Raw genomic sequence first — 23,065 nt, forward strand, 5'->3', positions numbered from 1 at the left:
CAGAAGACCATCGAAACCCGGCGCTTGCTTCACCGCAAATCCGCCGCATAATCAAACTAACCAGATGAGCCAGACCCTCTCTTAGCTCAGGCTGCCAACTGGCCCAAAATCACTGACGACGGACAGAACAGATCAAGGAAGGGTCGCCGTGGCGGAGTAGAGACCGCCCGTCATTCCCACAAAAAGAGGGCATCCGGGAATCCAGGTGCCTTCACATTCAGAACCTCAATAGATTAGGTGCGAAAATTCGTGCGCTTGAAATCACTTATTAGGCCGCGCAAGTTTCCCCCGGTGGGGTGGGGTCTTTTAAAGCGCGTACGTCAGCCGGCCCCTTCGCATGTCAGCTGAGCCTATGGCAAGATATATATGTGTCCGGGTTTCGTTGACGCCACTTGGGCAAACTTTCAGTTTGACGTCACAGAATTTATGACAGCTCGAAGAAAAAAGGCTCCAATATCGCTCCAGTGTCACAAACCCAGTGACGTGTTGTCCGGAGTTATGTGCAGGGGTTTTGCTTTCCTTTGTGCGTTTGAAGCCAACTAGAGTGTCCAAAGAGTTCATCACTCTTCGAGCACCAACTGGAGGTTCGCACACAGTGTTGTGGGGCCAGGGCGACTGACAGAAATGAGTCGGTCAACTCGCCCTGAAAACTCTTTCTAGGCTGTAAACCTTAGGTTTCGTTCACGATGCTTCGATCCAAATGCAGATCTGAACCAAAGCCTTGAAAGATCGCGACTGATGCCTGCTCGATAAGCGACTCGGTTACAGTCTTCAGGGGAGTATGGCCACAATCCCACTGAAATCTGGTTGCGACCTGTTCCGTCCGATCCAAGTACGATTGGCGAAGATCCGATAAGGCGATAAATTCGAATCATGCGTGCGTCGAATACGCCAGCAATATGAGTCAAACCAAAGCCTTCCATTACTTCGCCCCCGCTCAGCATGATGGCGCCTGCGATGTGCGGCGTGGAGTTTCGAGCAAGGCAGAAGCGCGTAACCTCCCAAATAAGAGGGCTTTGGATCAAGCGCCCACTAGTGAGGTGTCCAAACACGTCGTTGACCATTACTGGACCTGTGGTCGGCAGAATACGCATAGAGCCACCGTGACTGCCGTCCGCCTCCTCCCAGATGACATAGAGCGGGTTTAGTTCATCGTATAGGTCTCGCTCTTCCCCGTTCTCGTCAACAGAGACATCCCACCCAAGACGGGTCTTGAACTGATCGGCCCGGTCCCGAAACATCCCCTCTGCTAGCTTTGGAAACCTGTGAAGCTCATCTGCAAATACATATCTCAGCACATCCATTCCCCTCAGACTTAGTGTGGATGGGCAGAGTGTGGGATTGTGGTTAATTGTCCGTTTTCCAGGCTGGAGAGCAGTAACTAGTTGTTAGTTTTTTCAGACAGCTTGTTGCGAGAAAAAAGCGGCGCTTCGGCCAGCAGAGCTCTTTAGGTTAAGTAATTTTTTAGTTGTCACATCCCATCTTCGAACAACCTTAAGTGGAGTTTTGAAATGATCTGCACGACTACTACACCGTTTCAGCTTGAAGACATTACGACGGTCGTCTGTAAGCCAACGGAGCTAGTTGCGAAGTCTTGGCAATTACTTAGGCCCCACTTTGGCGTGCAGATCGCCTATGGATGTGGAAGGTTGGAAGCCCTAGCAAATTTTTTCGACGTCGTAGCGATTAGCGTACTTGCCACCCTTCTGGAAGCAGACTTCGAGGCTCAACAGGCAATCGAATTGGCAATCGGAGTTGCGGAGGAAACTTCGCTTAGCGTAGAAGAATTGAATGTGGACGACATATCCGGTTCGGGTTGCCAACACATAATTCTCAACGACGTGATTCAGTTCCTCAGATTTCAAGAAAGGTGCATTGATTCAAAGATGCCGCATCAAGTGCAACAAAAAATATTTTTGTCAGTATTTTCAGCCATGGCCAGAGTAATCGAAGCTACGAAAGTCGAACCGATATAACACCAACAGCCACTATATGGTGCATGTTATTGGGCGATAGATGTCAAAAATAATTAGAAGTATCCCCGAGAAGAATGGAAGTCATATCCATTTCAAGTGTATTATCGTGTACTTGAACGGTGCTACTAGTTTCGTAGGTGACATTGTTTCTATCTAGGCCGGAGAGGTCTTGACCCGCCTTGATAAACAGCCATTCGAACTCCTTGTCTTCTGGAGGCGCAACGGCCAGATTCAGAATCTGCAGTGCATCGTGAGCGGTAACAGCGCCATCTCTGTTAATATCAGCGGCAATATAGAACTCAGGATTTGGCTCGCCCAATGTGGGGTCTAGACCAATCGAAGCGCGCAGAACTTCCAAAGCATCTCGCGCGTCAATTCGGTTGCTATCCGTTTTGTAGGAAAGGCTAATTTCCAGATCAATACTCTCGCTCTGCTCGGTCGGCTGCAATTCAAATCTTCCATATTTGTCAGCTTGAATTGAGTATTGATCTCCGTTCTCCCGAGTTACGTCGATGGTAGCATAGCTCAAACCAGGATTCTCAAAATCAGGGGATATGGTAAAATCCCCTTTCACCCCAGGAAGGCTGGTGCCAACATTTGACAACGGTTGAATCACTATTTCAGCGACTTCGTAAGGGTCAAACTCCAGTCTCACATCGGACAAGTATTCGAAGAAGTACTGCGTTACCTCAACCTCAACATCAACTTCGGTTGCAAAGTAATAGTCGTCGAGGCTCGTAGCGGTCTCCGGCGTCTTCCCTGGTTTCAGCAAGATGGTCGAAGGGTCGGGGACATATGTGCGGTAGGTCCCATCTCCGTTGTCTCCGATGTAAAACCGATCAAAAAGCCCGTTTTCAAGAATATTGCTAAACTTATCCTCAATCGCCAACTTCTCGGCTTCATCAATGGTTCTCAGGGCGTTGCGGGAGCCGGTGACAAAGGTACCGTCCTCCAAGAAGGCGGCGCGGTCACTCAACCCGTCAGCAGATCCTTCAAGGATTCCCATCTTCCTAACTGAGATGTGAGCAGGGTAATTGACCAAGCCCGATAGGTCGAAGTTAGCTTGTACGTCAAAATCGTTAGTACGTGTAGAAACGTAAAGTACGGTTTTTTCATCCCCAGAAAATGCATTCACCTCGACAGGTCGATTTTCGGCAGGAAGCCCTTCCAGACCCATCAAGCACAAACCTCTTCCATCCTCCCCGACAAGGCTTTCGCGCATCCAAATGAAGGCTTGACCCGCCGGAGAAGGATGAATGGGATTCTCTTCCATTATTCCTCCGGCCAGTGAGTTGTAGTTCTTGTTTCTTACCGACCAAACGTCTGCCGCATCGACCCCCGCTATCAGCATATTCTCAAACTGCTCCAAGACGACCGATGCTGCTTTCAGTCCCTGCTGATCGAACCGGGTATTTTGGACGTTCCACTCGGTAATGTTGTAATCGAGTTCTTGGACAAAGTACTCATTCCACATATCTGCTCGAGGCCCAATCTGCCGAAGCTCATGGTATCCATGGGAGAATGTGTTGTCGTCGCCGTGGTCGTTATTGTAGTAGTAGTGAGACACGATGCCGTCCAAAGCCTCACTTGCAACTGTTGCCTGAAGGCCGTCCGACAGATCGTTATTCGCGTCGAAATGTTGAATAATCTCTTTGTTTTTTTCGTCCATTGTGCTGGACCCCACATGCCACGGGGGTGCCGTCTGAACCAAGAACTTCGGATCAACTTGAACGCCAACGTGAGTTTCGTTGAACTCGTCGATGGCATGTTTGAGATATGTCACGGCCTTGGACGCATCTTCACCGTAGCTGTCCGCGCTTTGGAAAGACCAGTATTCGTTTCCTACTTCAAAAGAGGTGAGAAGATGACTGTTGGGACCCAGTGCTCCATATACCGCGCTCACAAACTGGTTCATTTGCGATTGCGTCGCGAGAGATTCCCCGACTGGGATGCTTAATGAAAAAGGCATCTCATGTTTCACAGTCCAGTCCAAGAATTCTGCCAGCTTTGAGTTAAGCCCACCGTTCACCATTTGAGTGATGTTTTCTTGCTGCGCCTGACCAGCCGGATAACGTAGATGCGTGACGCCTAGCATATCAAATGCCGCATCAATCTTTGGAAACATCGCGCGGAAGTTCGCGCCAAAGTGCGCCTGATTGACAGAGTTTGAGGTCTCACCAGGTGTCAGTTGGTAGGTATAAGTCGGCATATTTCACACCAGGATTTCAACGATTACCCCAGCATTGCGGCGACTGAGCCCTCTCGTCAAAACTATTGTGCGCCTAGTTTTTTTATAACGAAATTAAATATTTATCGGTTGTCACGTGTCGGGTTAATGTATCGGATACGAATCAATTGGTTGCACACCCGGTAGCGGGGTTCCAAAAGTTTTTTGCGGTTGCTGTCGGCTGAAATTGCGTGAAGCCTAGGTAATGAATCGGGGTCATTTCAACTATCGTTCCGGACTATACTTCTTGTATCTTGGATTTGCCCGCCAAGACATGAACTGCTTCGTTGCAGGTTTGCCGTTGCGAGTTGGCAGTTCATCCAAAGCCCAGACAGACGCTTTGCCGATGCCAGACGAGCCGAGGTGCGGGGCTTGGGACATCGTGACAAAGCCGCGCTCCTGAAGCTCCCAAAACCAAGGGCCAACCGTGTTGCGATGGACGTTCAAAGCCGCTGCCGCGTTACGATGGCTTAGATAGATATCGCCGTTGTTCGATCCGTTGTAGCGGCGTTTGATTTCGATGTAGAGCGCCCTTGGCCCAGGTGGCAGGGTTGCCCACGCCTCGGGCGCTTGAGCCATCCAGGAAGCTGGACATGCTGCCCACCCCACCGGAGGAAATTCGCGCGGCCTCTTATATGATCTCAGGCGCGCGAATTTTTGCACCAATTCATTTGAGGTTCTGAATGTGAAGGCACCCGGCTTCCCGAATGCCCTCTTCTTGCGGGGGTGACGGGCGGTCTCTACTCCGCCACGGCAATCCCCGCTTGCATTCCTGCGCTGGGCGGGACACATTCAGGGCACATTTCGGGACACCTCCGCTATACGTATCCCTGTAAGTCATTGAAAGTAAATAGGTAACTCCTGCGCCAAGTTTGATTTGAATGCGTGTAGGGGCACCATCTTCTCCGAAAACGCAAAAAAGCTTGTCCTTGTCTGAGCGGCTTTCCGGCGGTGCGGTACGTTGTTTTCTATCCATCGTATTTATTTTACCTACCCCGCTCGTTTGGGTGCGCTTGGCAGGGTTGTTCTCTGGGGTCTCGATTGCGAGGCCAATTCAGGATATGGCTGCGACACTCTTCTGCCACTTCTGGGAACTGTGTTCGCTCGCGGGTGTACAGATAGACATCACGAACGTCCGACAAATCCTCGATCGGACGGAAGGCAGTGTTTTCCGGCAAAAACCGTGCGACCGTTTCGGGCAGTATGGTCACCCACCGCCCGGTTGCGACCATGGCGATCAACGAGTGAGTGTTGTGCACCGTGATCGCAGACTCTGCGATTACGTCTTCGAAACCGGGATTTTCAATGAGTTGGCACAGCGAGTTGTGCACGAATCCCTTGGCCGCGACCTGGCTCAGCGTTGGTGGCTCGTGCGCGGTGATCAGGGCGTGATCAGCGGCGGCCACAAGCCCGAACCTGTCCTGAAACAGCGGCTCGGCCTGTATTCCGTTCAACGGGTGATGACCCGAGGCAATCCCCACATCCGCCCGCCCCTCGGCGAGGCTGTCCAAAACCTGTCGGGTGTCGGTGTCCCTCAACTCGATCTTCAGGCCGGGAAAGGTGCCGGACAGGTGGTCAAGCAGCGATGGAAACAGCAGTGCTGCCACCGAAGGGACGGAAACGATCCGGATCAGCCCTTGGGACGCTTTGGCCAGGGCTTCGATACTTTGGACCGTGTCGTCAAATTGGCGCACCTGATTTTGGGCGAGGGCAAAGACTTCCGCCCCCAGAGGCGACAGCTGGTTCTTTCGCTCACCCAGGAACAAGCGTTTGCCGAGATGCTCTTCAAACTGTTTCAGGGTCATCGAGACCGCAGACTGAGTGCGACCCAGACGGCTTGCGGCTTCGGCAAGATTTCCGGATTGGGCGACTGTGCAAAAGCAGCGGAGCATTTCCAGTTTCAAAGACAAATTTCAGTTTTCCTGAAGTTCATTAAATTTGTTTGAGTTTGCCTGATGTCCGGGCAGAGGTCTATTCTGTTCGTGAAACGTACCGGACCCGAGGCCCCCTGTGACACAATTGAACCTGATTGCCGGCGAGTGGATGGCCGGCGACACCGCGATCGAGAACCGCAACCCCTCTGATCTGACGGATGTGATTGGCCTGTTCGCCCAGGCAAGCGCCGATCAGCTGTCCGCGACCCTTGATCGGGCACGTAACGCGCAGTTGGAATGGGCGGCCTATGGGTTGGAACGCAAGCAGGCGGTTCTGATGAGTATCGGGACCGAGTTGATGTCCCGCGCCGAAGAGTTGGGGCGGTTGTTGTCGCGAGAAGAGGGGAAGCCGTTTGCCGAGGGCAAGGGCGAGGTTTACCGCGCGGGGCAGTTCTTTACGTATTACGCGGCGGAATGCCTTCGCCAGATTGGTGAAAACGCGGACAGCGTACGTGAGGGCGTCGAACTCGACGTGCGCCGCGAACCGGTCGGGGTTGTCGCGGTAATCTCTCCTTGGAATTTCCCGACAGCTACGGCCGCGTGGAAGATCGCGCCCGCTTTGTGTTATGGGAACGCCGTTGTGTGGAAGCCGGCCAACCTGACCCCTGCGTCAGCCGTGGCCCTGACCGAGATCATTGAGCGTCAGGACATTCCCAAGGGTCTTTTCAGTTTGGTCATGGGATCAGGCGGCGCAATCGGCCAAAGACTGGTTGAGAGCCCTCAGGTGGATGCGATCTCGTTCACCGGGTCGGTGCCCGTCGGCAAGGGCATTGCCGCAGCAGCCATCCAGAACCTGACCAGGGTACAGATGGAGATGGGCTCCAAAAACGCGTTGGCCGTGATGGATGACGCGGATCTGGATCTGGCGGTGTCAGTTGCACTGGGCGGAGCTTTTGGCGGCACCGGGCAGAAATGCACCGCCTCTTCCCGATTGGTGGTCCATGTCGCGATCCACGACGCGTTTGTCGAGAAGCTTGTCGCCGGCGCCAAGGCACTGAAGGTCGGGCATGCCCTAGAGGAAGGCACGCAGATGGGGCCGGTCGTCAGCGAGCAGCAACTGCAAGAGAACCTGGCCTATGTCGAACTTGGCCAATCCGAAGGCGCCGAGCTGGCGTGCGGCGGGCAAAGGCTGGAGCTGCAGCATGACGGGTATTACATGTCGCCCGGCGTGTTCGTGAATACGAACAACACCATGCGGATCAACAGGGAAGAGATGTTTGCCCCGCTGACCAGCGTGCTCAAGGTCGACAGCTATGATGAGGCTTTGACGATCGTGAATGACACGAATTTCGGCCTGACATCGGGCATCGTGACCCAGAATCTTGCGCGCGCGACGCATTTCCGGCGTCATGCAAGAACCGGTGTCGTGACCGTCAATTTGCCCACGGCAGGCACTGATTATCACGTTCCTTTCGGTGGCCGGGGCGACAGTTCGTATGGACCGCGCGAACAAGGCAAAGCGGCCGCCGAGTTCTACACCACCGTCAAAACCGCCTATATCAGCGCCGGGACACCGATCTGATGCGGATTGACGGCCTGCAATATGCCAACTGGTCGGAAAAGATCTTCCGGCAATTGCGGGAAGGGGGCGTGGATGCCATTCACGTCACCGTCGCCTACCACGAGAATTTTCGTGAAACGGTTCAGAACCTCGAGAAATGGAACCGCTGGTTCGAGTTGTTCCCGGACCTGATCATGAAGGGACGATCGGCCAGTGACATCGACACCGCGCGTGACACCGGGCGTACGGCTGTTTTCTTTGGTTTCCAGAACCCATCACCCATGGAAGATGACATTGGGCTGATCGAAATACTGTACGACCTTGGTGCCCGTTTCATGCAGTTGACCTACAATAACCAATCCCTGCTGGCGACCGGCTGCTACGAGGCTGAAGACACCGGTATCACCCGGATGGGGCGGCAGGTGATCAAGGAGATGAACCGCGTGGGATTGGTCATCGACATGAGCCATTCGGCCGACCGCTCGACGATCGAGGCGGCCGACCTTTCCGCGCGTCCGATCGCCATCACCCACGCCAATCCGCATGAATGGGCGCCCGCCCTGCGCAACAAGCGTGACCCCGTCATCCGCGCCGTGACGGAAAGAGGTGGGATGCTTGGGTTTTCGGTCTACCCTCATCACCTGAAGGACAAGTCCGACTGCACGCTTGAAAGCTTTTGCACCATGATTGCCCGAACGGCTGAAAAATACGGAACACAGCATCTCGGGATCGGAACCGACCTGTGCCAGGACCAACCCGACAGCGTTGTTGAGTGGATGCGTGTGGGTCGCTGGACCAAGGAAATAGATTACGGCGAAGGATCGTCTGCGAACCCGGGCTTTCCGCCGATGCCAAAGTGGTTCCAGGACAATCGTGACTTTGACAAGATCGAGGCCGGCCTTCTCGCGGTTGGGATGACCCCGACCGAAGTCGCCGGGATCATGGGGCAGAACTGGTACCGTTTCTTTGCGGACAACTTCGGACCTGTCCAGAATTGACCGGACCGGGGCCGCATATCGCGCGCCGGGATCCGGCAACCGTTATGCGGCTCAGCCGGCTCGGGTCTTTGCACCAGTGCAGGCTCAGCTTCATGCGCGTTCTGACCCGCCGCCTGGCACGCGACAACTGGCGGTTTTCCACGCCGGTGTTCGAGATTGACGAGGCGGGTGTCGGACGGGCCGTCTATGTCGCCCAAGGACCCGAGCGCGCGTATTCTCTGGTGGCCTTCGCCCATGATCTTCCACCGGATAAACGGTCGGACCGGGTGATCGCGGATGCTTGGGACGCGACCTTCACCCTATTTGACGGAATCCCTTCCGAAGCCGACCTTGACCGGCTTTCCCGCAATGTTCCGCTGCAGGAGGCCGGCCGGATCAGCGAAACCGAACTGTCGCTATCCCGGGCCAATCGTTCGGTCCGATTGTGGACGCATGTCGTCGAAGCCCTGGCTGACGGTCGACAGCCGGATCTGGAGCAGATCCAAGAGGTTGGCTACCTGATGCGAACCACGGCTGTTTACGGATCGGGAAAATTTGGGGCCGCGGACCGGGAAAACCTTGCAAACCGCACGGAAACCGAGGGGCCGTTTCAGGCCGAGATGCTGTCGGTCTTCCTCACCCGCGCCTTCGTGCGGGACCTGGTCGAACACATGGCGCGCGCCAAAGGGGGAAGCAAGGCCGTCAAGATGGCCCCTGATATCGCGCGCCGCCTTGGCATCGGGAACTCCACGGGGCTGGGCATGGCGCCCTTCCTGATCAATCATCCGGTCCTACTGAACAACTGGATCATGGCGCGCGAGGAGGCAATTGCTCGGGTTCGGGCCGTGGAAACCGCGACCAAAGAAGAAGTCAGTGTATTCCGGTCGGTGTTTGATCGCAGCCAATTGTCGGTCGACCAATGGCATTCGGAACATCCGATACAAGAGCGGAAACTGTCTGCTCTGAAATCGGACCTCGGGGCGATTGCGGACTTTCTTAGCCATGACGAGCTTACTGGCCGAAGACCGTGGAACCGTCTGGTGGAGTGGTCGGAAACTGTTCTGAGCGAGGAGGGGCAGGAGTTGCTTCTTTCCCTGATCCTCGAACCCTATTCAGACTTGGTGGACGGTTTGTCAGGATGCATGGCAGATTCAAGCCCGCATCTGTACGAGATTGACGGCGCCATGCCGCTGGCCGATGTGCAGCAGGCGATCCGCGACAGTTTCGGCTGGGCGTTGGATCTGGACTGGGGCGCCCGGGAAGCCTGCGCACGGGTCTGGTATGTGTCGGAAGAAAAGCTGGAACCCAGACTGGGTGAGCGCTTTGACGAGCCGGTAGCCGAGTACGAACAACCGCTTGCCCCGGCACGGGATGCGGCAGCGGCATATTCGGCAATGGCCGATTGGGACACAGCCGCGACCACAGCGGAATTTCTTCTGCGTCATCCTGAACATCGCCACACGATCCGCCGGGCGCAGATCAGCCGCAAGGCCCCCTACAGCGAGATCCGAGACAACACGATTGGTGCATCGGTCCTGCCGATCGACATGCTCCGCGCCAAACTGTCCTTTTTTGGCGCGACGCATTTCGATCCCCGCTCGGACCGTTGGGTCCGTATCTGCATGTATTCAGGCGCGCCTTACCCAGAGGATCTTTCGCCCGAGAATGCCGATTTCTGGGTTTATCCGGAGGTGCCGGTATGAACCTGTCGCTGAACGAGGTCGAAGGATTGGCAAAACGCGCGGCACGTGGGGCGGGTCATCACTGGGGGGCGGCCGAGGATGCCGCCAAAGCGACCCGCTGGCTATGTCTGCAAGGTTTTGACGGTGCAGCCGCCTTGTCAGCTGTCCTGCGCCAGGAGTTTGCCGTTGGGATTGATGCGCACACGCCGCGGGACCTCGGGGTGAATTGGCGGGCGCATGGGCAGATGTGCCCGTTGGGGGCGGGGATGCTGCTGTCAGATTGTTCGGAACATCTGGGCCGCGGGCCGATCGTTCTGCATGACGTGGCGGTTCCGCTGTTTCTCGTGCCGTTCGCTGGCAACGCTGCACGCCGATTGCAGACCACTGTGACCGTCGTCTGCGCTGAACTCAGTGCCACCACGGATGGGGAGGTCGTTGATGCTCCGGATCTTTGGCCGGAAAGCGCCTCCAAGGTCATCGTAAGGATCGGTGGTACACCAAAAAAACTGCGCGCCAAGCGGACGCGCGCCCTGCCGGCGTCTGCGGCTCTGGCTTTTTTGAACACTCTGGCTCAACGCACCTATGCCCCGGCAACCGAGGAGTCTCGCCGGTTGGGTGCAGGTGCTGGTTTGTCCGATAATGACTGAGGAGGCCGAGATGCCAGAAACCCGAACGCTGTCCCTTGCTGAAATCGAGGACCTGTCGCTGCGCGCTCTGATGGCGGCCGGCACGTCCGAGGACAATGCCCGGCCGTTGGCGGTTGCGACCGCCGCGACCGAGGCGGATGGAGTGGCCAGCCATGGGCTGGCCTACATCCCGATCTATTGCGAGCACGTACAATGCGGCAAGGTGGACGGGCGGGCACAGCCGGTGATGTCCGCCCCCAAACCGGGCGTGGTGGTGGTTGATGCGGCAACCGGTTTCGCTCACCCGGCGATCGACTTGGGGTTCGACGCGTTGATCCCGGCCGCACGCGAGCAGGGGATAGCTGCGCTGGCCATCCGCAACAGTTACAATTGTGGTGTGCTGGGGTATCACACCTATCGCTTGGCTCAGGCGGGCCTTGTTGGTCTGGGGTTCACCAATGCACCTGCATCCATTGCACCGTCGGGTGGTTCTCGGCCCGTCGTAGGCACAAACCCTTTTTCGCTAGCCGTTCCGGGTGCTGACGGGCAGCCTGCCGTCTTGATCGACCAAAGTGCCAGCACGATCGCAAAAAGCGAGGTCATGAAGCACGCCCGCGAGGGAAAACCGATTCCGGTCGGTTGGGCGCTGGACCCTGATGGCAACCCGACAACTGATCCGGCCGTGGGCCTCAAGGGCTCGATGGCGCCTTCTGGCGGCTACAAGGGCGTGGGCGTCGCACTCCTGACCGAGGTAATGGCCGCCGCATTGACCGGGGCCACTTTGGGCATCCATGCTTCACCCTTTTCCGGAACTGTGGGCGGCCCGCCAAAAACCGGCCAGTTCTTCATTGCCATCGACCCCGGCGCTACGGCCGGGTCGGGGTTTGCCGCCAATATCGCGGAACTGGTCGAGGCGATCCGGTATCAGGAAGGAGCGCGTCTGCCCGGCGATGGTCGGCGCGCCAAGCGCCTTAAGGCCAACAAGGACGGGGTTGGTGTCAGCGTCGCGACGCTGGACAAAATCCACGCCATCCTGGCCTGACACCCGTTTCCAGCGGAAACAGGGGCAAGGCTGATGCCTCGCCCCCTTGCATCACGCCTTTATGATGTTGTGTTCCGGTCCGTACGGAAAGCCGGTGATATTCTCGGCCCCGTCCTCGCCTACGACCAGAATGTCGTGCTCGCGGTAGCCGCCCGCGCCGGGCTGACCTTCGGGAATCCACAGCATCGGCTCGATGGACACCACCATGCCCGGCTCGAGCACAGTGTCGATGTCCTCGCGTAGTTCAAGACCGGCCTCACGGCCGTAATAGTGGCTGAGGATGCCGAAGGAATGGCCGTATCCGAACGAGCGGTATTGCAGCAGGTCCTGATCGGCGAAGAACCGGTTGATCTCGGCGGTGATGCCAGAACAGGTCGCGCCGGGCTTGATCAGGCTCAGCCCCAGTTCGTGGGCGGCGACATTGGCCTGCCACAGGCGTAGGCTGTCGGCGTCGGGCTCGCCCAGGAACAGGGTGCGTTCCAGCGCGGTGTAATAGCCCGAGATCATCGGGAATGTGTTGAGTGACAGGATATCGCCTTTCTGCAACGCCCGTTTGGTGACCGGGTTGTGTGCGCCGTCGGTGTTCAGGCCCGACTGGAACCAGACCCAGGTGTCGCGGTACTCGGCGTCGGGATAGGCGCGGGCGATCTCGATCTCCATCGCATCGCGGCCGGCCATGGCGATCTCGATCTCGGTGGCGCCTTCACGAATCGCGGCATGGATGGCTGCGCCGCCCACATCCGCCGTGCGGGCGCCGCCTTTGATCAGTTCGATCTCCTCGGCCGATTTCACCATCCGCGCGGCCATCGTGTCGGGGGCGATGTCCAGAAGCTCGGGCTGGTTCAGCATGGTCAGGGCCGTGTCGCGCGCAGCCAGCGTCATGTGGTCGCTTTCAATGCCGATCCGGCGGGCAGTCCCGATCAGGCTGGCTACGGCGCGCCAGTAGTTGTCGCGCTTCCAGTCGGTATAGATCACGTTGTCTTCGACCGACCGGCGCCAAGGCTGGCCCGCGTCGATATTGGCCGACACGGTGGTGCAAGTGTCTTGCGTCACCACGCAGCCATAAGGCCGGCCGAAGGCGCAGTACAAAAAGCCCGAGTAGTAGGCGATGTTCTGCATCGAGGTCAGGAGGACGACCGGGATGTCCCGCTGCGCCATAATAGCGCGCAGTTTGGTCAGCCGGCGGTCGTACTCGGCACGGCTGAAGGGCAGAGGCGCCTTGTCGCCGTTGTGACAAGTGAAGAATTCAGGGCGATTTGAAAGGTCTGTCATGTGCTCTCTCGTTTCTTTGCCGGACGTGCAAAGCCCGGCCACATGTCCCGGCGTACAGGACAGGCGGTCTCGGGGTCCGAGAGCCGATCACCCCCTTGGGTGCTGCGACGCCATCGCAGCAGGGGGCGAACAAGGAAATCGTTAGATCAGGCCACGCCGCCGGTCAAGCCGGCGTCAGCCCGCGCAGACGTTCCGACCGCCGCCGCAGCAGCTCGACCGTGGTGAGCAGCGCGATCGAGATGACGACGAGGATCGTGGCCACGGCCAGGATGGTCGGGCTGATCTGCTCGCGCAAGCCGGTGAACATCTGCCACGGCAGCGTCTTTTGGCTGGCCGATCCGACGAAAAGCACCACGACCACCTCATCGAACGAGGTGATGAAGGCGAACAGCCCGCCCGAGATCACGCCGGGCAGGATCAGGGGCATCTGGATCTTGAAGAAGGTCCGAACCGGACCAGCGCCCATATTCGCAGCGGCCCGCGTCAGCGAGCGGTCAAAGCCGACCAGCGTGGCGGTCACGGTGATGATGACGAAGGGAATGCCCAGAACGGCGTGGGCCAGGATTACCTTGAGGTAGCCCACAAAGGTCTTGTTCATGCCCAAAGTGCCTTCAAGGAAGCGCCCGATGTCGCTGTAGAAGAAGAACATGCCCGTCGCCGAGATGATCAGCGGCACGATCATCGGAGAAATCAGGATCCCCATGATGGCGCGCCGCCCCGGCACATGCGATTGGCTGAGACCGATGGCCGCCAGCGTTCCCAGCGTTACCGATATGATCGTGGCGATGGGCGCAATGATCAGCGAGTTCTTGAAGCTGCGCTGCCATTCGTTGTTGGTGAAGAAATCCTGGTAATGCTTCAGCGAATACCCTTCGGGGTCCAGCCGCAGCATCTCGGGTGTAAAGGTAAAGAAGTCCTGCGCGTTGAAAGACAGCGGAAGAACCACCAGAATTGGCGTGATCAGGAAAACGAAGATCGCGCCGCAGATCACCCGGAACAGGTAGTGATAGAACACCTGCTGCGCCGTCAGATAAGGCAGCAGTTTGCGGCGGTATCGGCCCTCGTACAGCCAGAATGTGAACCATGCGAAAAACCAGCCGCCCAAGAAGCCGAGCACACCGCCCATCGGCCCGGAAACCGCGAAGCCGACGGCCGCAAAGCCGATGATGTTGATCCAGTAGGCAAGTCTCTCGTTCTTGAGGAACGAGATGTAGATCCAGGCCAAAAGGGCCGTCAGCGCCGCGCCGCCGATCATTCCTAGGGGGACCGAGCCGTTTCCTGCGCCGACAAACATGCCGGCAAACGCGCCGGCCAGTGCGACGCTGGGCAGGACCATGGATAGGGGCTTGCGCGAAATTGGTGTCAGTGCGGCCATGTCGGTTACCCCAGCTTCACGTTATCGATGCCCACGATCTTGTCGTAGACCCAGTAGAGGATCAGAACCACCGCCAGCAGGATCGTCCCCAATGCTGCAGCCAGGCCCCAGTTCAACGACGACGATATGTGATAGGCAATCCGGTTCGAGATGAAGACACCCTTGGTGCCGCCCACGATTTCGGGCGTGATGTAGTAGCCGATGGCCAGAATGAACACGAGGATCGATCCTGCTCCGATGCCCGGGATGGATTGCGGGAAGTAGATCCGCCAGAACGTGGTCCAGTTCGTGGCGCCCATGGATTTGGCCGCGCGAGTGTAGGATGGCGGAATCGTCTGCATCACCGAATACATCGGCAGGATCATGAACGGCAGCAGGATATGCGTCATGGCAATGATCGTGCCGATCTGGTTGTTGATGATGATCAGCCGGGCGTCATCTGCGACCAGCCCGAGCCAGACGAGGGTATCGTTTATGACGCCCTGCTGCTGCAGCATGACCTTCCACGCGGATGTCCGCACCAGAAGCGATGTCCAGAAGGGCAGCAGAACCAGAATCATCAGCAGGTTCGACACGCGCATTGGCAGGGTCGCCAGCAGGTAGCTGACCGGATAGGCCAGCAGGATGCAGGCCCCGGTGATTACCAGCGACATGAACAACGTGCGCCCGAACAGCTTGATGAGAATCTGTTTGTCTTCCGGCTGTGCCTGGGCACCTTCCGGGGTGCGCCGCATGTCGATTGCGTTCAGGAAGTAACCGTTGGTGATCGGAACCGCATGGGTCTTGATCACGCGCCACGTCTGCGGGTCCCCCCAGCCGTCGTGGATCTCGATCAGCTTTTCCTTGAACGGACCGTCGGTTTCAGGATCCAACCGTTTGATCTTGCGGCCTGACTGGCGGAACAGCGAAGACATGCCGGTTTCTTCGTAGTTCAGGCGCGTGCCAAGCCGGGTGTGTTCCTTATTTTCGATCGCGACCACCATGTCACGAACGAAGGCATCATAAACGTCCTCGCCCGGTAATTCGCCGCTGGTTTCATCCCAGTTGTCCAGCGCTTCGACCGTCAAGGGCAGGGTTTCCGAGACAATCCCGTTTTCGACCGACCGAAACAGCATCGATGCGATCGGTACCAGGAAGGAAAACAGCACGAACAGAAGCAAAGGCGCGATCAGCATAAGCGCGCGCAGTTTCTGACGTCGCAATGAACGCGCCAGCGATTGCTTGAGCGGCGTTCCGTCCGCTGCCAGCATGGGTCCTGCGGTTTGGCTTGCGTCAGTCATCAGTGCCTCTTGGTTGTGCCCGGGTCAGATGGCGGCGCACCGCCACCTGACGTTTCTTCAGAGTTTCAAGCGCTTATTGCGCCAACCACGCCTGGAATTTGGCGTCGATGTCGTCGCGGTAGTCAGCCCAGAACTCGTAGTTGTAGAGGAACGTGTTCTTGGCGTTTTCCGGATCGGTCGGCATGTGCGGAGCCATGTCGATTCCCAGTTCGGCATGCTTGCCGACCAGCGGAGCCGACGAAGCGCGAGCCGGGCCGTACGAGATGTACTTGGCCTGATCCGCCAGCCGCTGGGTGTCGGTCGCGAACATGATGTAGTCCAGCGCGCGCTGCTTGCGCTCTTCGCTCAGACCGGCGGGAATGATCCAGCCGTCCAGATCGAAGACCTGCGCGTCCCACAGCATGGCGACGGGCTGCTTCTGCTCTTCGATGACGCTGAACAGGCGGCCATTGTAGGTCGAGCCCATGACGACTTCGCCGTCAGCCAGCAGCTGAGGCGTATCGGCACCGGCGGACCACCAGACGACACTGTCCTTGATGGTGTCCAGCTTCTTCAGAGCACGATCCTGGCCTTCGTCGGTTGCCAGAACGTCATACACTTCGTCCTTCGGGACGCCGTCGCACAGCAGGGCCCATTCCATGTTGTTGATCGGGCGCTTTTCCAGCGACCGCTTGCCGGGATAGGTTTCCAGGTCGAAGACCGCGCAGATGTCGGTTGGCGGGTTGTCCCCGACCATGTCGGTCCGATACCCAAAGGTGGTCGAATACACGATCTGAGGGATGAAGCATTCGCTGACCAGCAGATCGCCGAAGTCTTCCGAAGCCGGAGTGCCATCCGGCGCGGGCGCCAGCTGCGTATCCGGGTCGATTTCCATCGCCAGACCTTCGTCACACAGACGGATCGCGTCCGCGGCAACCACGTCGACCACATCCCATGTGATGTTGCCCGCCTCGTTCATGGCGCGCAATTTGGCCACGGCCTCGGCCGAGCTGTCATCGTTCAGGATGGTGACGCCGGTCTTTTCCGAATAGGGCTCGTGATAGGCCTTGAGCTGCGACTTGGAATAGGCGCCGCCCCAGGACACGATCGTCATTTCTTCGGCGGAAACTCCGCCTGCTGCAGTTGCCAGAGCAACAGCTGTCAGCATTGTGGTGGTACGTTTCATATGTAGCTCCCAGTTTTTCCCGTTTTATGCTTGGTCGACCAACGCACGGGTTTTCGTCGGTCGGTTCTTTCGGCTTGGGGGCGGACTGCGAAGCCGGGCGCGCCTAGGCGTCCAGAGCGCGGCAATCCTGCGCCAGCCATCCGATCTCGATCTCCTGACCCGGTGTCAGCCTGACGGCGTCAGGAGCATTCCGGGTCTTGACGATGAATTCATCATTGCCGGCCACCGACATGCGGAACCTGAATACATCGCCCATGTAGATGAATTCCTTGACCACAGCCTTGAGCGTATGCGCTTCGGGGCTGAGGCGATCCTTGTTGAATTCCACGCGCTCGGGCCGGATCGAGACCTTGGTCCGTTCCCCCGGTTGGCTGACGTTGATCGGAACCGCATCAATCTCGGACCCATCGTCCAGCGCTACGACGCATTTCCCGCCATCGACGGATTTCAGAACGCCTTCCAGCGTGTTGTTTTCGCCGATGAACTGCGCAACGAAACTGTTCTCCGGCTCTTCATAAAGCTGGTCTGGCGGTGCAAGCTGCTGGATCCGACCATCGTCAAATACCGCTACGCGATCTGACATGGTCAGCGCTTCGGTCTGGTCGTGGGTCACATAGACGGTCGTGATCCCCAATTCATGGGCCAGACGCGTGATTTCAAACTGCATGTGCTCGCGCAGCTGTTTGTCCAATGCGCCCAGCGGTTCATCCATAAGAACCAACTCGGGTTCGAAGACCAACGCGCGGGCCAAGGCGATACGCTGTTGTTGTCCGCCCGACAGTTGCGCGGGTCTGCGGCTGCCGAAGGCGCCCATCTGCACCATGTCGAGGGCGCGCTGGACCTTTTTTTCGCGCTCGGACTTGCCGATTTTTCGGACTTCCAGTGGAAAGGCGAGGTTCTCAGCCACAGTCATGTGCGGGAACAGGGCATAGTTCTGAAACACCATCCCGATGCCACGCTTGTGCGGCGGAATGTTGTTGATCGGTCGCCCGTCCAACAGAATTTCGCCATGCGTCGCAGTTTCGAACCCGGCCAACATCATCAGGCAAGTGGTCTTGCCAGATCCCGATGGGCCCAACATTGTCAGAAACTCGCCCTTTGGCATCGCGAGGTTAAGGTCTTTGACGACAAGATTTTCGCCGTCATACGATTTTTGAACGCGTTGAAATTCGACAAACGCGGCGTCGCTAGAAGTGCCGGTCACAAGACCCCCTGTTGCGTCAATTCTTGATCCGGTTGGTCCGGATTTCATTGATCCCTGAGCACATTAAAGACGCAGCAATGTCCGGCTGGCAAGACTCAATGACAAAAACCAATCCTCATTGGGTGGGATTCAGGGATTTTGCGCAGTGTTGAGGCGCCGCATGTGCCACGCAAGGGCCTGATTGCTGGACAGGACCGGTTTGCCGATCTGTTCATGGATCTGCGGGATGGCATCCAACGTGCGAAGGTTGGTGCAGCTGAGAAAAACAGCTTCGACCGCACTGTCCGAACCCAGTCTTACCGCGGCGTCAACGATGGATTGCGTCGAAATCCGGACGACCTTTGATTCTTCGGAAATACCGAAGGTCCCAAACACATCCATCAGGACCCCTTGATCGGCGAACGCCGCGCGAAGCGTCGTGTTGACCTGCTCCACATACGGCGACAGCAGTGCAAAGCGTGACACACCCAGTTCGCGCGCCTGCGCAACCGCGGCGCGCAGCGGGTTGGTCACCGTTTGCACGTCACAAGTCTGCTTTACCAGTTCTTCGACCTTTTCCGACCCGATGACCGAGCTTGCCGAGGTGCAGGCGTAACCCACAACCCGGAAGGGGCGCGCCTTGGGCAGTAAATCTGCCGCCGCCGGAAGCGCATGTTTCATGCGGGTCAAAGTCTTGGTTGTGACCTGCGGGTCGCTGGTTATGCGCGAGACATAAATGGGTGCAGGGTCGCCGGAAAAAAGCCTGCGGAAATCGCCTTCGATCGTCTCGTCTGTCTGCAGAACGATCAGGCCAAGCGGAGATATGTCCGGGTCATCCGTGTCCAGAGAAAATGGCAGTGTTGTCATAACTCAGGAATCTCCCGTCCTGCCTTGGGGCTCAGGAACCGGGGCGCGCCTTCGGTGATCAGCACGTTTTCCTCGTGGACAAGTATTTTGCCACCGACCTCAATACCTGGCTCCAGCGTCAAAACCATTCCGGGTTTCAGAACCGTGTGATCCGTTGGGATGAGCGAAGGCCACTCGGTCAATGACATGCCCAACCCGTGGCCCAGGCGCCCGGCTTCGGTCCCGCCGCCGCCATAGGACAGGACCGAGTTCATCGCGTGATACAGGTCCGAGGCCGTCGCACCCGGTCTGGCCTGCTCGAACGCAGCCTCGGTGGCATCGATCAGCGCGTGGTGAGCCGCGCGCACGGCCGGACTGGCCGGGCCGACGGACCAGTTGCGGTCGAAATCGCAAAAATACCCATCCCAAACCAGCCCGGTATCCAACATAAGCACGTCGCCCGGCTTCAACGGTTGTTGGGTTGCCGGTGAGATTACGTCGCCATATCCGCCCTGGTCGGCCGCGCCGGCAAGATAAGGCACCCAATCGGCGCCTGCGTCGAGACACAACATCTGGAATCGCCGAAAGACCTGATCCAGAGGAACACCGGCCGATGCAATCTCAGGAACCCGCTCAAAAGCCTGTCCCGCGATCAGGCAGGCGGTTTCGATCTTTTTGATTTCGGCTTGAGATTTGACCATGCGCAGGTCGCGCAGAATGCCAAGGTCGCCGGTGATCCTGCGGCGGTCGATTTCGGATTTCAGACGCCCGAAATCCGCAAGCGGCATCCGCAGGTGCGTTTCATGCCCGTCGGGGCATCCGATCAAACCGCCGTCCGGAACAAGTTCGCGCAGGGTTTCGGCCAGCAACGATACTCCGTCGTCTGCCAGATCCGGGGCGGTCCAAGTGCGGATGTCTTCGATCCAGGTCTGCGCCATCAAAGCCGCGCCAATCGACGGGATCACCGCGACAGGTTTGCCGGTCGCAGGAACGACAAGGAACCAGGGGCGCGTCGGGCTTTCCCAGAACCGGGTCAGAAAGCCGCTGAAATACCGGACGTCGGGCTCGGTCGTCAGCAGCAGGGCGTCCAGCCCATGCTCTCGCATGAGATCCTGTGCACGCGCAGTTCTGTCCGCGAACTCGGCTTGTTCGAACCCTCTCACGAGGCTTGCTCGGTCACGATGCACAAAACGCGGTCCTGTGGTCCGATATTGAGCAAGTTGCGGCTATCGGTATCCAGAACCGCAGCCAGTCCGGCCCCGCCTGACGCAGTCGTTTCGAACCCGGCCCCTGCCATGACCGGAAGCTGAGCGGCCACGGTGTCATCCTCCAGCGTCAGAAACTGATCGGCATCCCGCGCCAGCCCATTCAGTGCAATCAGCGATGGCTCCTTGCAATCCAGCCGTCCCATGATGCTGTCCGGACCGTCTGCAAATACCGGCGCGCCGGCTTGGATGCTGGCCATCAGCGCCGGGGCTGCGGCCGGTTCGACCACGATGATCCTGGGGTCGTCTCCCCAAGCCTTTCGGAAACATGCGGCAACGGCGCCCGCCATGCCTCCCACTCCGGCCTGCAGCAGGATCAATGTCGGAGGTTCGGGACATTGATCAACCGCCTCGACAGCCATTTGAACGTACCCCTCCATCAAGAGATGGGGCAGGTCATAATACCCTTCCCAAGAGCTGTCTGACAGAAGCGTCCAGTCGTTGTCGTTCGCCGCGCGGCTTGCGGCGCTCATGCTTGCGGCGTAATCGACGCCTTCGCGCACCACTCGCGCACCTTGCGCCGAAAGGCGCTGAGCAAAGCTCTCGGGCACGGTTTCAGAAATGAACACTACGGCATTCGCACCAAAAACGCGCGCACCCGCAGCCATGCTTAGGCCGTGGTTCCCGGCGCTGGCCGTTACATAAGTACGGCCGGAAAGGGATGTGTTGTCGGGTGTCTCGGTGGCTTCGCTCGCTTGGCAGGCGATGACATAGGCCGCGCCCAATGCCTTGAACGACCCGAGATTCATCCGCGTCCGTTCATCTTTGATCCAAAGGCGGGAAACGGGCGCCAAACCCTGCGCTTCGGCCAGTGGTGTCACGCCGGAGGCAGGGCACAGCGACAAAAGCTGCGCCAACCGGCTGGAATTGGTTGAAGGGAAGGGGGCCTGTGAAAACAGTTTGCCTTCGCCTCGATACGGGTTGGTGACGGACTTCATCGCGGCCTCCCTCAACGATCCGGCAGACGTCATAGAAATGCAGTCAATCTGTCAAGGCATAGGGGTGAAATGCGAGAAATGCACACTTCCTGTTCCCTGGGAAAAGTGGCTACCTGCCCTGAACCAAACGGCGTTGATCTGGCTGGCGAATTGACCGCTTGCGGTCTTTGCAATCGGTATGGGTGCGTGTAAGTGTTCGGCACGTGATCCGGCGCCGGTGCATCAGACCGGCCGGATGCGGGCGTGATGGAATGGTAGACATATCGGACTTAAAATCCGAAGGCCCTAGCGCCGTGTGGGTTCGAGTCCCACCGCCCGCACCAAACACACTGGTCGACTTGGCCGAGGGCGATCGTCAGACCGGATAACCCAGCTTGGAGATCAGCCGCCAGATGTCCTGGTTCGCCGCCGACAGCTGCGCGACGACATCCTCGATTTCCTGCATCGCCTGTTCGTCGACCGTATCTTCGCGTCCCAGCTTGATGTCGGTTTTTCGATCGGCAATGCGCATCAGGATCGTTTTGGGGTTCCCGGTTTCCTGGTCGAAGGAATAGATGCAGTGGTTGAACTTGTTGCGGATGCCAGACAGACGGCTGAGCCGCTGCGTGTGCTCTAGGATCGGATCACGAACCGAGGCCGGCCTTCCGTCCATCTTTGCCAGACGCTCGACCAGATCAATTCGGGCGCGGGTTGTGTTCAGGGTCAGGAAAATGATGACGGCTACGTCTTTGCTGGTCCCCGAGAGGCCGGCAATCAGATGAATCAGCAGGCTTTCGGTGTTCGTCCAGACATAGTTCAGGCGGCCGACCAAAAGGATCAACCGATCGAACCTGGCTTCGAAGTCGTCAGTCAACCGAGGTTCGGTGCGCGTCCTGCGCCGCCGCCTCAAAGAAGAAATGCGCCGCTGCCGTTCTGTTGCTGACACCGATCTTGCCCGACACGTTGTGCATGTGCAGCTTGACCGTGTGTTCGGTGATACCCAACTGGGCAGCGATCGCCTTGTTGCTTTTGCCTTCGGAGACAAGTTGCAGAACCTGCTTCTCGCGCCGGGTCAGTTTTGACAACAGGGGGCCAGCCGCAGGGGATTTCGGAGTTTCTCGGGCCGTAGTCGCACCTGTCGCGCACGGCTTCGATGCAACGCAATTGGCCACAAATCCCGGCAGGTACAACTCTTCATGCATCAGCAGCCGCAGGATCGCGCGCCATGCGTCCGGAGCGACGTTCATCGGAAGAAACCCGATTGATCCGTACCGGGATCGGTCCCATCGCTCGAAAACGAAACGGGCTGCGTCCTCTTTGCGGTATGCGAAGGCAAGGCATCCCGGCATGGACGATCGGACATAATCGGAGGGACGGGCCAGCAGATCCTCCATCATGATCTGATCCACGACAACAATCTTGCCGGAACCCTCAGCATTGCTGGCTTGGGACAAGAATGCCGCGAGAGATTCAAACCGATGGGCTGCCACACCGAATTCGTGCTGAACGCTTCGCAGGGTTTGGTTGGAGTAGAAGAGCTCTTTCCCAATAAAAACAATCATAAAATCTTCGTTTTCGTCGATCGTGCAGGAACTGTTACTTAATTCGGAAATGCTCATTCTTGTGCCCCCCTAAATACCCCGGATTACGTCCTGAATTGGCCGTTATTGGCCGAGGTGAAACTGAATAAAAACAATTAAAATTATGTATTGAGTATACCAGAAAGTTCAGTTTTCGACAACTGTACGGCTTTGAGAATCACCAGAGTTTAGAACTTTCGATTAAGGCCGTTTGACG

The 23,065-nt window shown here is 57.7% G+C and carries 19 protein-coding genes and 1 tRNA gene; 7 read left to right on the forward strand and 13 right to left on the reverse strand.

Annotated elements, in window-relative coordinates; genetic code table 11:
* Positions 1 to 656 precede the first annotated feature (656 nt).
* The gene (locus ACR0BA_RS00005; RefSeq protein WP_480727423.1) at positions 657 to 1,298 is read right to left on the reverse strand and encodes an acyl-homoserine-lactone synthase; all 642 of its coding nucleotides are present in this window, start codon (positions 1,296 to 1,298) and stop codon (positions 657 to 659) included.
* Between the two features lie 213 nt (positions 1,299 to 1,511).
* Between ACR0BA_RS00005 and ACR0BA_RS00010 the strand changes: the two genes are divergently transcribed.
* Positions 1,512 to 1,976 (forward strand): hypothetical protein, encoded by a 465-nt coding sequence (locus ACR0BA_RS00010; RefSeq protein WP_480725882.1) that lies wholly within the window; start codon positions 1,512 to 1,514, stop codon positions 1,974 to 1,976.
* Positions 1,977 to 2,019: 43 nt separating this feature from the next.
* Here ACR0BA_RS00010 and ACR0BA_RS00015 read toward each other — a convergent pair whose 3' ends face one another.
* A complete protein-coding gene (locus tag ACR0BA_RS00015) occupies positions 2,020 to 4,185 on the reverse strand; it encodes a dockerin type I domain-containing protein (RefSeq protein WP_480725884.1) in 2,166 nt (721 codons plus the stop codon).
* A gap of 1,004 nt (positions 4,186 to 5,189) precedes the next feature.
* Entirely contained in the window at positions 5,190 to 6,095 is a 906-nt protein-coding gene (locus ACR0BA_RS00020) for a LysR family transcriptional regulator (protein ID WP_480725886.1), read from the reverse strand.
* Positions 6,096 to 6,246: 151 nt separating this feature from the next.
* Here ACR0BA_RS00020 and ACR0BA_RS00025 point away from each other — a divergent pair, with 151 nt between their 5' ends.
* From ACR0BA_RS00025 to ACR0BA_RS00045, 5 genes are read left to right on the forward strand one after another with little or no spacing between them, the layout of a single operon-like run.
* Positions 6,247 to 7,659 (forward strand): aldehyde dehydrogenase family protein, encoded by a 1,413-nt coding sequence (locus tag ACR0BA_RS00025; RefSeq protein WP_480727425.1) that lies wholly within the window; start codon positions 6,247 to 6,249, stop codon positions 7,657 to 7,659.
* Positions 7,659 to 8,636 carry a membrane dipeptidase gene (locus ACR0BA_RS00030; RefSeq protein ID WP_480725887.1) on the forward strand — a complete coding sequence of 326 codons (978 nt, stop codon included), beginning with the start codon at positions 7,659 to 7,661 and terminating at the stop codon, positions 8,634 to 8,636. The genes ACR0BA_RS00025 and ACR0BA_RS00030 overlap by 1 nt, the downstream gene beginning before the upstream one ends.
* A 44-nt stretch (positions 8,637 to 8,680) precedes the next feature.
* On the forward strand, positions 8,681 to 10,318 hold the full coding sequence (locus tag ACR0BA_RS00035) for a hypothetical protein (protein WP_480727426.1): 1,638 nt from the start codon (positions 8,681 to 8,683) through the stop codon (positions 10,316 to 10,318).
* Positions 10,315 to 10,944: a DUF3726 domain-containing protein gene (locus ACR0BA_RS00040; RefSeq protein ID WP_480725888.1), complete on the forward strand. Its 630-nt coding sequence runs from the start codon at positions 10,315 to 10,317 to the stop codon at positions 10,942 to 10,944. Before ACR0BA_RS00035 ends, ACR0BA_RS00040 begins: the two co-directional genes overlap by 4 nt.
* A 10-nt stretch (positions 10,945 to 10,954) precedes the next feature.
* Complete coding sequence (locus tag ACR0BA_RS00045) at positions 10,955 to 11,965, forward strand: Ldh family oxidoreductase (protein WP_480725890.1); 1,011 nt, start codon at positions 10,955 to 10,957, stop codon at positions 11,963 to 11,965.
* A gap of 51 nt (positions 11,966 to 12,016) precedes the next feature.
* Here ACR0BA_RS00045 and ACR0BA_RS00050 read toward each other — a convergent pair whose 3' ends face one another.
* From ACR0BA_RS00050 to ACR0BA_RS00085, 8 genes are all read right to left on the reverse strand, one after another.
* Positions 12,017 to 13,237 carry an aminopeptidase P family protein gene (locus ACR0BA_RS00050; RefSeq protein WP_480725891.1) on the reverse strand — a complete coding sequence of 407 codons (1,221 nt, stop codon included), beginning with the start codon at positions 13,235 to 13,237 and terminating at the stop codon, positions 12,017 to 12,019.
* A gap of 163 nt (positions 13,238 to 13,400) precedes the next feature.
* The gene (locus tag ACR0BA_RS00055) at positions 13,401 to 14,612 is read right to left on the reverse strand and encodes an ABC transporter permease (protein WP_170599260.1); all 1,212 of its coding nucleotides are present in this window, start codon (positions 14,610 to 14,612) and stop codon (positions 13,401 to 13,403) included.
* A gap of 5 nt (positions 14,613 to 14,617) precedes the next feature.
* On the reverse strand, positions 14,618 to 15,892 hold the full coding sequence (locus tag ACR0BA_RS00060; RefSeq protein WP_170337618.1) for an ABC transporter permease: 1,275 nt from the start codon (positions 15,890 to 15,892) through the stop codon (positions 14,618 to 14,620).
* A 73-nt stretch (positions 15,893 to 15,965) separates the two neighbouring features.
* Entirely contained in the window at positions 15,966 to 17,057 is a 1,092-nt protein-coding gene (locus tag ACR0BA_RS00065) for an extracellular solute-binding protein (protein WP_093962659.1), read from the reverse strand.
* A gap of 103 nt (positions 17,058 to 17,160) precedes the next feature.
* A complete protein-coding gene (locus ACR0BA_RS00070; protein WP_480725894.1) occupies positions 17,161 to 18,309 on the reverse strand; it encodes an ABC transporter ATP-binding protein in 1,149 nt (382 codons plus the stop codon).
* 81 nt (positions 18,310 to 18,390) lie between these two features.
* Complete coding sequence (locus ACR0BA_RS00075; protein ID WP_480725895.1) at positions 18,391 to 19,107, reverse strand: maleate cis-trans isomerase family protein; 717 nt, start codon at positions 19,105 to 19,107, stop codon at positions 18,391 to 18,393.
* Positions 19,104 to 20,249, reverse strand: a complete 1,146-nt coding sequence (locus ACR0BA_RS00080; RefSeq protein WP_480725897.1) for a M24 family metallopeptidase — start codon at positions 20,247 to 20,249, stop codon at positions 19,104 to 19,106. Before ACR0BA_RS00080 ends, ACR0BA_RS00075 begins: the two co-directional genes overlap by 4 nt.
* Entirely contained in the window at positions 20,246 to 21,289 is a 1,044-nt protein-coding gene (locus ACR0BA_RS00085; protein ID WP_480725899.1) for a pyridoxal-phosphate dependent enzyme, read from the reverse strand. The genes ACR0BA_RS00080 and ACR0BA_RS00085 overlap by 4 nt, the downstream gene beginning before the upstream one ends.
* 237 nt (positions 21,290 to 21,526) lie before the next feature.
* Between ACR0BA_RS00085 and ACR0BA_RS00090 the strand changes: the two genes are divergently transcribed.
* A tRNA-Leu gene (locus tag ACR0BA_RS00090) sits at positions 21,527 to 21,612 on the forward strand.
* A 32-nt stretch (positions 21,613 to 21,644) separates the two neighbouring features.
* On the opposite strand, the gene ACR0BA_RS00095 is transcribed toward ACR0BA_RS00090, so the two are convergent.
* Both ACR0BA_RS00095 and ACR0BA_RS00100 read right to left on the reverse strand, forming a co-directional pair.
* Positions 21,645 to 22,142 (reverse strand): hypothetical protein, encoded by a 498-nt coding sequence (locus tag ACR0BA_RS00095; RefSeq protein ID WP_093962654.1) that lies wholly within the window; start codon positions 22,140 to 22,142, stop codon positions 21,645 to 21,647.
* Entirely contained in the window at positions 22,135 to 22,677 is a 543-nt protein-coding gene (locus ACR0BA_RS00100; RefSeq protein ID WP_367646301.1) for a helix-turn-helix transcriptional regulator, read from the reverse strand. The genes ACR0BA_RS00095 and ACR0BA_RS00100 overlap by 8 nt, the downstream gene beginning before the upstream one ends.
* Between the last annotated feature and the right edge of the window lie 388 nt (positions 22,678 to 23,065).

The sequence above is a fragment of the Ruegeria sp. CI5 genome (assembly GCF_056536885.1).

What these genes read in the sequence shown, in the direction of transcription:
- ACR0BA_RS00010 (WP_480725882.1), top strand. Translation starts at nt 1,512, where the DNA reads ATGATCTGCACGACTACTACACCGTTTCAGCTTGAAGACATTACGACG.
- ACR0BA_RS00015 (WP_480725884.1), bottom strand. Translation starts at nt 4,185, where the DNA reads ATGCCGACTTATACCTACCAACTGACACCTGGTGAGACCTCAAACTCT.
- ACR0BA_RS00020 (WP_480725886.1), bottom strand. Translation starts at nt 6,095, where the DNA reads ATGCTCCGCTGCTTTTGCACAGTCGCCCAATCCGGAAATCTTGCCGAA.
- ACR0BA_RS00025 (WP_480727425.1), top strand. Translation starts at nt 6,247, where the DNA reads ATGGCCGGCGACACCGCGATCGAGAACCGCAACCCCTCTGATCTGACG.
- ACR0BA_RS00030 (WP_480725887.1), top strand. Translation starts at nt 7,659, where the DNA reads ATGCGGATTGACGGCCTGCAATATGCCAACTGGTCGGAAAAGATCTTC.
- ACR0BA_RS00035 (WP_480727426.1), top strand. Translation starts at nt 8,681, where the DNA reads ATGCGGCTCAGCCGGCTCGGGTCTTTGCACCAGTGCAGGCTCAGCTTC.
- ACR0BA_RS00040 (WP_480725888.1), top strand. Translation starts at nt 10,315, where the DNA reads ATGAACCTGTCGCTGAACGAGGTCGAAGGATTGGCAAAACGCGCGGCA.
- ACR0BA_RS00045 (WP_480725890.1), top strand. Translation starts at nt 10,955, where the DNA reads ATGCCAGAAACCCGAACGCTGTCCCTTGCTGAAATCGAGGACCTGTCG.
- ACR0BA_RS00050 (WP_480725891.1), bottom strand. Translation starts at nt 13,237, where the DNA reads ATGACAGACCTTTCAAATCGCCCTGAATTCTTCACTTGTCACAACGGC.
- ACR0BA_RS00055 (WP_170599260.1), bottom strand. Translation starts at nt 14,612, where the DNA reads ATGGCCGCACTGACACCAATTTCGCGCAAGCCCCTATCCATGGTCCTG.
- ACR0BA_RS00060 (WP_170337618.1), bottom strand. Translation starts at nt 15,892, where the DNA reads ATGACTGACGCAAGCCAAACCGCAGGACCCATGCTGGCAGCGGACGGA.
- ACR0BA_RS00065 (WP_093962659.1), bottom strand. Translation starts at nt 17,057, where the DNA reads ATGAAACGTACCACCACAATGCTGACAGCTGTTGCTCTGGCAACTGCA.
- ACR0BA_RS00070 (WP_480725894.1), bottom strand. Translation starts at nt 18,309, where the DNA reads ATGAAATCCGGACCAACCGGATCAAGAATTGACGCAACAGGGGGTCTT.
- ACR0BA_RS00075 (WP_480725895.1), bottom strand. Translation starts at nt 19,107, where the DNA reads ATGACAACACTGCCATTTTCTCTGGACACGGATGACCCGGACATATCT.
- ACR0BA_RS00085 (WP_480725899.1), bottom strand. Translation starts at nt 21,289, where the DNA reads ATGAAGTCCGTCACCAACCCGTATCGAGGCGAAGGCAAACTGTTTTCA.